Origin of the sequence: Rhodococcus sp. WMMA185 (assembly GCF_001767395.1) — a bacterium.
Lineage (GTDB): Bacteria > Actinomycetota > Actinomycetes > Mycobacteriales > Mycobacteriaceae > Rhodococcus_F.
Genome location: NZ_CP017014.1, coordinates 4,297,673 through 4,303,737, shown reverse-complemented (window position 1 = coordinate 4,303,737; position 6,065 = coordinate 4,297,673). Strand labels below are relative to the sequence as shown.

Below are 6,065 nucleotides of genomic sequence, written 5' to 3'. Positions count from 1 at the left end.
GAATTCCCCGCTGCACCATGAACCACCCGATCGGCCCATGGCGAGAATTCACCCTGCCGAGTATTTTGCTGCCAAGAATTTGGTTGCAACACGGATCATTCGTTGGGACCGGCTACTGCCGAATTGAACCCATTGGTCTCGTTTCAGTATACGCAACTGCGGGCGGCTACCAGTTGGTCCGAGCGGCGCTCAGACGTGCACGGTTCGGCCAATTGATCCGCCCGACTCAGCCGAGACGGAAAATGGTCCCACCGATGAATGCAACTGTCTGTGACATATCCGTTGCGACGCAAGCTGGAATTGTGATCCAGCGAATTCGGGGCAACGTCGGAAATTATCGGCCATTCTGGCGAGGGCAGCCGGGGCGTTCGGACGCAGCTGTTCAGTCGTCGGCTACGAACCGGGCGGACCCACCACGTTCACGGTCCGATACCGACTGGGCCAGCAGCTGTGGCCAGCAGTCGGTTCGCCTCCACCAGCGTCAGGATCCAGTCAGCAGCTGCGCGATCCTCAGATCCAACCCGAGCCGTTGCGCGAGCTCCACGGCCGCTTCGAATGCCGCCTGGGCAGCGGCCATCACCGCGGCAGGATCGTCGAAGACTGTGGAGCCGCCCTGGTTCAGATACTTGCCGCACACGGGCCACGCGCCGGGGCCCTGGGTCTTCAAGACCCTCTCTGCGATGCGGATCTGCTCGGCTTTGCTGGCGTCCGAGGGCAAGCCTCTTCCTCCGTGCTCCGCCCAGGTCACGGGGGAGAACTGAAGGCCACCGTAGTAGCCGTTTCCAGTGTTGATGGACCAGTTTCCACCGCTCTCACACTGCGCGACGGCGTCCCAGTTGTTAAACCAGGGCGACAAGGACGAAGAGGACGAGGAGGCTGACGCCGTTGCGGTGCTCGCACCGAGCGGGAGAGCAACAGCAACGCCGACCGCGGCGATCGCGCCAAGTGCACGCTTCTCGATGCTTCGAGTGTTCATGCTGGGTCAATCCTCTCCGCGCTCGCAGACGTGTCGGGCGTGCCGGCAACGATGCGCTGCCTCCCCGAACATCCCTTTCCGTACCGCGTCTGTGCGCCTCAAAGGTTGTGGATCCTGCGATGTTCACGTGACAGGAAAATTGAAGGTACGAACGTTCTGACTATCGAGATATTAGGAGTCGGGCGCTCGGAGATCCGAGAATTTGATATAGTTTCGGCATTAGGCTGTGACCAGTTGGTTACGTTTTCTTTACCTTTAAATTGAGCGGAATATGGTTTTTCTTGCCGCTTTGGACGCAACTTTTCCGACCCATCATCGAGCACGCACGTAAATGACAATAGACTCTTTCATGGGAAATTATTCAACTTCACTTCACTGATTCATTACCAAGAAAATTGGACTACAGAAACTATGCCGGTAGGAATTTGCCGCCACCTCGCCGACATCGAGCAGAAAGCCCGTCCCTGATCTCGAGGGCGGGGCCTTGATGTGACTGATTGCCGCGTGTCACTCAGACTATTGATATTGACGTCAACATCAACTCCGCTAATATTGTGGCCGTGACCACAGGGGCGGAACTCTCGATACCAGACTCCACACTCGTTCCCGCAGAGGAGTACAGGTGAAACTACTTGTCGCCAATCGCGGCGAGATCGCACTCCGCATAATCCGCAGCGCCGCCGAGATGTCGGTGGACACGATCGCTCTCTACGCGGAGGATGACGCAGACAGTCCCCACGTCAGGGCCGCCACCGAGGCGGTTGCACTGAACGGTTCCGGACCATCCACGTACCTCGACGCCCGCGCCATCCTCGACGCAGCCGACGAGTTCGGCGCCACCATGATCCATCCCGGGTACGGATTCCTCAGTGAGAACGCAGATTTCGCGCGCTCGTGTGCCGCGGCCGGACTCACGTTCGTGGGTCCCGAACCGGAGATACTCGACATCTTCGGTGACAAGTCCTTGGCGCGCAAGGCCGCGATGTCCGCGAAAGTGCCTGTGCTCGATGCCACGCCGGGACCAACGGACGTCGACGGCGTGCGCTCATTCTTCTCGAGCCATCCGCAGGGAATCATGCTCAAGGCACTCGCAGGCGGCGGAGGCCGTGGCATCCGTGCGGTTCACTCCGCGGACCGAATCGAGGAGTCGTATCGGCTGTGCGCATCCGAGGCGCAACTCGGATTCGGCAACCCCACCCTGTTCGCCGAGGCGTTGATGCCGGCGGCCAGACACATCGAAGTACAGGTAGTGGCGGCGCCCGACGCGGGAAACATCCGTGCGCTCGCGGTGGGGGACCGTGACTGCAGCGTGCAACGTCGCCACCAGAAGCTGATCGAGACCGCACCGGCCCAAGGACTCGATGCCCAACTACGGACCGAACTGCATGAGGCTGCCACTCGGCTCTGCTCCAGTATCGGCTATCGGGGGATAGCAACCGTCGAGTTCCTTGTGTCCCCGAGCGGTTTCGTCTTCCTCGAAGTCAATCCGCGAATCCAGGTGGAGCACACGGTCACCGAGGAGGTGACCGGGATCGACCTCGTCGCCGCCCAGATCGACATCTCCCGTGGAGCGTGTTTCGACGAGCTATCCCTGCCGGAGGGGATCAGTGCCGTCGGGTTGGACACCGTGGGCAGCGCGGCTACCGCACGAGGAATCGCAATCCAGGCACGGGTCAACATGGAGACCATGCGCCCCGACGGTCAGGCGATACCCGCCACGGGCACTCTGTCGACCTTCTCGGCCCCAAACGGCCCGGGTGTTCGAGTGGACACCTACGGGCGACCGGGGCTTTCGCCGAGCCCGCGATACGACTCGCTTCTCGCGAAGGTCGTCGTGCATTCTCGTTCCGAGTCCTTTCCGGCTGCCGTACGCAAGACCGTGTCGGCGCTGAGCGAGTTCGCGATCGACGGGGTACCCACTAATATCGGCTTTCTCCAGGCGATTCTGGCGGACTCAGACTTCCCCAACGGCATCGTCACCACCGACTTTCTCGACGAGCGAATGAACACCCTCGCCGATGCAGCGCACTCGCACAGCCCTGCCGCCGCTTCGCCGGGCACACTCGAACTGCGAACGGGTGAGGAGGTGTTGCGGGCCCACATGGCAGGCACCATCGTAGAGTCGGTCGGCGAAGGTGCCGATGTGGGTACGGGTGGCCAGCTGATCGTGCTCGAAGCGATGAAGATGCAACACGTGATCAGCGCCCCTGCGGAGTCCGTAGTCGAGCGGACACTGGTATCGCCCGGAGAGACCGTCAACGCGGGCGATCCGCTGATCGTGATTCGGCGCACGGGTCCCGACGCCGACGGCATCGCGCTCAGTGCAATCGATCTCGACCGAGAACGTCAGGATCTCGCGGAGATCCGGCACCGGCACGAAGTAACCCTCGACGCTGCGCGCCCCGCCGCGATGGCGAAGCGTGAGAAGATCGGTAGGCGAAGCGCCCGTGCGAATATCGGTGATCTGGTAGATCCCGGCACTTTCGTCGAGTACGGGCCCCTCGTCTTGGCCGCCCAACGTAGCCGCCGATCCGAACAGGACCTGATCGAGAAAACACCGGCCGATGGACTGATCGCCGGGCTGGCGAACATCAACGGAGAAGTGTTCGGTCCGAGCGTGAGTCAGGCGGTCGTGATGTCCTATGACTACTCCGTGCTTGCAGGGACTCAAGGAAGAAACAATCACGCGAAGTCCGACCGAATGCTCGAAATCGCAGCGCGCAAGCAGATTCCGGTTGTCCTGTTCGCCGAGGGCGGTGGTGGACGTCCGGGCGACACGGACGCCGGTCCCGTGAGCGGACTCGATCTGGAAACCTTCCGATCGATGGCAGCGTTGAACGGAAAGGTGCCGTTGGTATCGATCGTCTCAGGACGCTGCTTCGCCGGTAACGCAGCGCTGGCCGGTGTCTGCGACGTCCTGATCGCAACCCCGGAAGCCAACATCGGGATGGGTGGTCCGGCGATGGTCGAGGGCGGTGGACTCGGTGTGTATCGGCCAGAGGAAATCGGACCGGTCGAGGTGCAGCGTCGCAACGGGGTAATCGATCTTCTCGCGCGAGACGAGGCGCATGCCGTCACCCTTGCAAAGAAGTACCTGTCGTACTTCCAAGGCCACGTCTCCGACTGGATTGCCCCCGACGAAAGACTGTCGCGGCACGTTGTCCCGGAGAACCGGTTGCGCGCCTACGATGTTCGCCGCGCCATCGATGCCATCGCCGACGTCGACTCTGCCCTCGAGCTTCGCCGCGACCACGGTGTCGGTATCGTGACCGCGCTGATCCGAGTGGAGGGAAGGCCGTACGGTCTGGTTGCGAACAGCAGCGATCACCTAGGCGGTGCGATCGACGCGGTCGCTGCCGACAAGATGGCGCACTTCCTCGAGTTGTGCGAGTCGTTCGGCCTTCCCGTCGTCTCACTCTGCGACACACCTGGATTCATGGTCGGTCCCGATTCCGAGAAGGAAGCTACCGTCCGCCGCTTCGGCAAGCTGTTCGTGGCAGGTGCGCGGATGACTGTTCCGTACGGGACGATAATCCTGAGGAAGGGCTACGGTCTCGGCGCAATGGCGATGGCCGGCGGCTCCTTCCATGCCTCCGACTTCACGGTCGCGTGGCCGACGGGTGAGATAGGGGCGATGGGCCTCGAGGGTGCGGTTCGACTCGGGTTCCGGAAGGAGCTCGAAGCGATCGACGACCCGGACGAACGCCAAACGGCGTTCAACCAACTCGTCGATTCGGCATACGAGCACGGAAAGGCGATCAACGCGGCGACGATCTTCGAACTCGACGACGTGATCGATCCGGCCGATTCTCGCACCTGGATCCGCCGTCTCCACCCATGAGGGTGGTGCTACACCGCGACTACCGCTCGGCCCGAGTAGTTTCCGGCGCGTACCTGGTCGATCACCGACACAACGTCGGCGATCGGCACTTCGTGAGTGATCGACTCGAGTCGAGCGGGCGCGAGGTCCGACGCGAGGCGGCCCCACAGCCGACGACGTTCATGGATCGAATACTGCACCGAGTCGATCCCGATCAGGCTGACACCGCGCAGGATGAAAGGAAGGACCGTGGTGTCCAAGCCCGACCCACCGGTCAGTCCGCTCGCCGCAACCGACCCGCCGTACTCGATGGTGCTGAGCACGTGCGCAAGGGTCGCGCCGCCGACGCAATCCACCGCGCCGGCCCATTGAGCTTTGCCGAGCGGACGCGGCTTGGTGCCGGGTTCCGGCAGACGTCCGATCACCCTGCTCGCTCCCAACCGGGTCAGCAGCTCCGCCTTCTCCGGCTTGCCGCTCGACGCCACCACCTCGAAGCCCGCCGCTGACAGCAAATCGACGGCGACGGTGCCGACACCGCCGCTCGCGCCAGTGACGAGCACCGGAGCCTTGCCGGGCTTTATTCCCCGGGCCTGCAATGCCTCCACGCTCATCGCGGCCGTGAACCCCGCCGTTCCGATCGCGGCAGCCGTACGAGTCGACATACCGTCGAGGCGAACCACCCAATCGGCAGGGACGCGGGCGTACTGCGCGTACCCACCGTGGCGGGCAGTGCCGATGTCATAGCCGTGGGCAAGAACCTTGTCACCGACCGAGAACTCCGGCGACTGCGACGCTACGACAGTGCCCGCGAGGTCGATGCCGGGCACCAGTGGGTACTCGCGCACCACGCCACCCTTCGGCGTCAGCGCTAGAGCATCCTTGAAGTTCACACTGGAGTACTCGACCTGGATCGTCACATCGCCAGCTGGTAGGAACGACTCGTCGACGCTCTCCCTGGAGAGTTCGATTCCCTCCCCCGTCTCGCGGGCGATCCACGCGGCGAATTCCTTCAATTGCGGGCCTCCTGACCTCGAGAGTGCACCCATCACCATAGTGCGACGGCCCTACGGGATCACCAATGGCAAAGCCATCACGCCAACTTCTGCGAGACCTGGGTCAATCTCCGGTCCAGCGCCAGGCATCCACCATCCGGGGAAGCCACGGTGGACTATCCGCGCGAAACCGGGCAGCATCCGTTGCCTACTCAGGGCAACTCACTATTACGTCGGTCAACACGGTAGCTGCCAAGAGCAAAATTTTTGGAAGCTT

3 protein-coding genes are annotated in these 6,065 nt (G+C 62.5%); 1 reads left to right on the top strand and 2 read right to left on the bottom strand.

The window, feature by feature from the left end:
• Positions 1-481: 481 nt before the first annotated feature.
• Complete coding sequence (locus BFN03_RS19395; protein ID WP_070380385.1) at positions 482-976, bottom strand: transglycosylase family protein; 495 nt, start codon at positions 974-976, stop codon at positions 482-484.
• 622 nt (positions 977-1,598) lie between these two features.
• On the opposite strand from BFN03_RS19395, the gene BFN03_RS19390 reads away from it, so the two are divergent.
• Entirely contained in the window at positions 1,599-4,817 is a 3,219-nt protein-coding gene (locus BFN03_RS19390) for an acetyl-CoA carboxylase family protein (RefSeq protein WP_070380384.1), read from the top strand.
• A gap of 8 nt (positions 4,818-4,825) precedes the next feature.
• Here the strand turns inward: BFN03_RS19390 and BFN03_RS19385 are convergent, their stop codons facing one another.
• Complete coding sequence (locus BFN03_RS19385) at positions 4,826-5,809, bottom strand: oxidoreductase (protein ID WP_198163318.1); 984 nt, start codon at positions 5,807-5,809, stop codon at positions 4,826-4,828.
• Between the last annotated feature and the right edge of the window lie 256 nt (positions 5,810-6,065).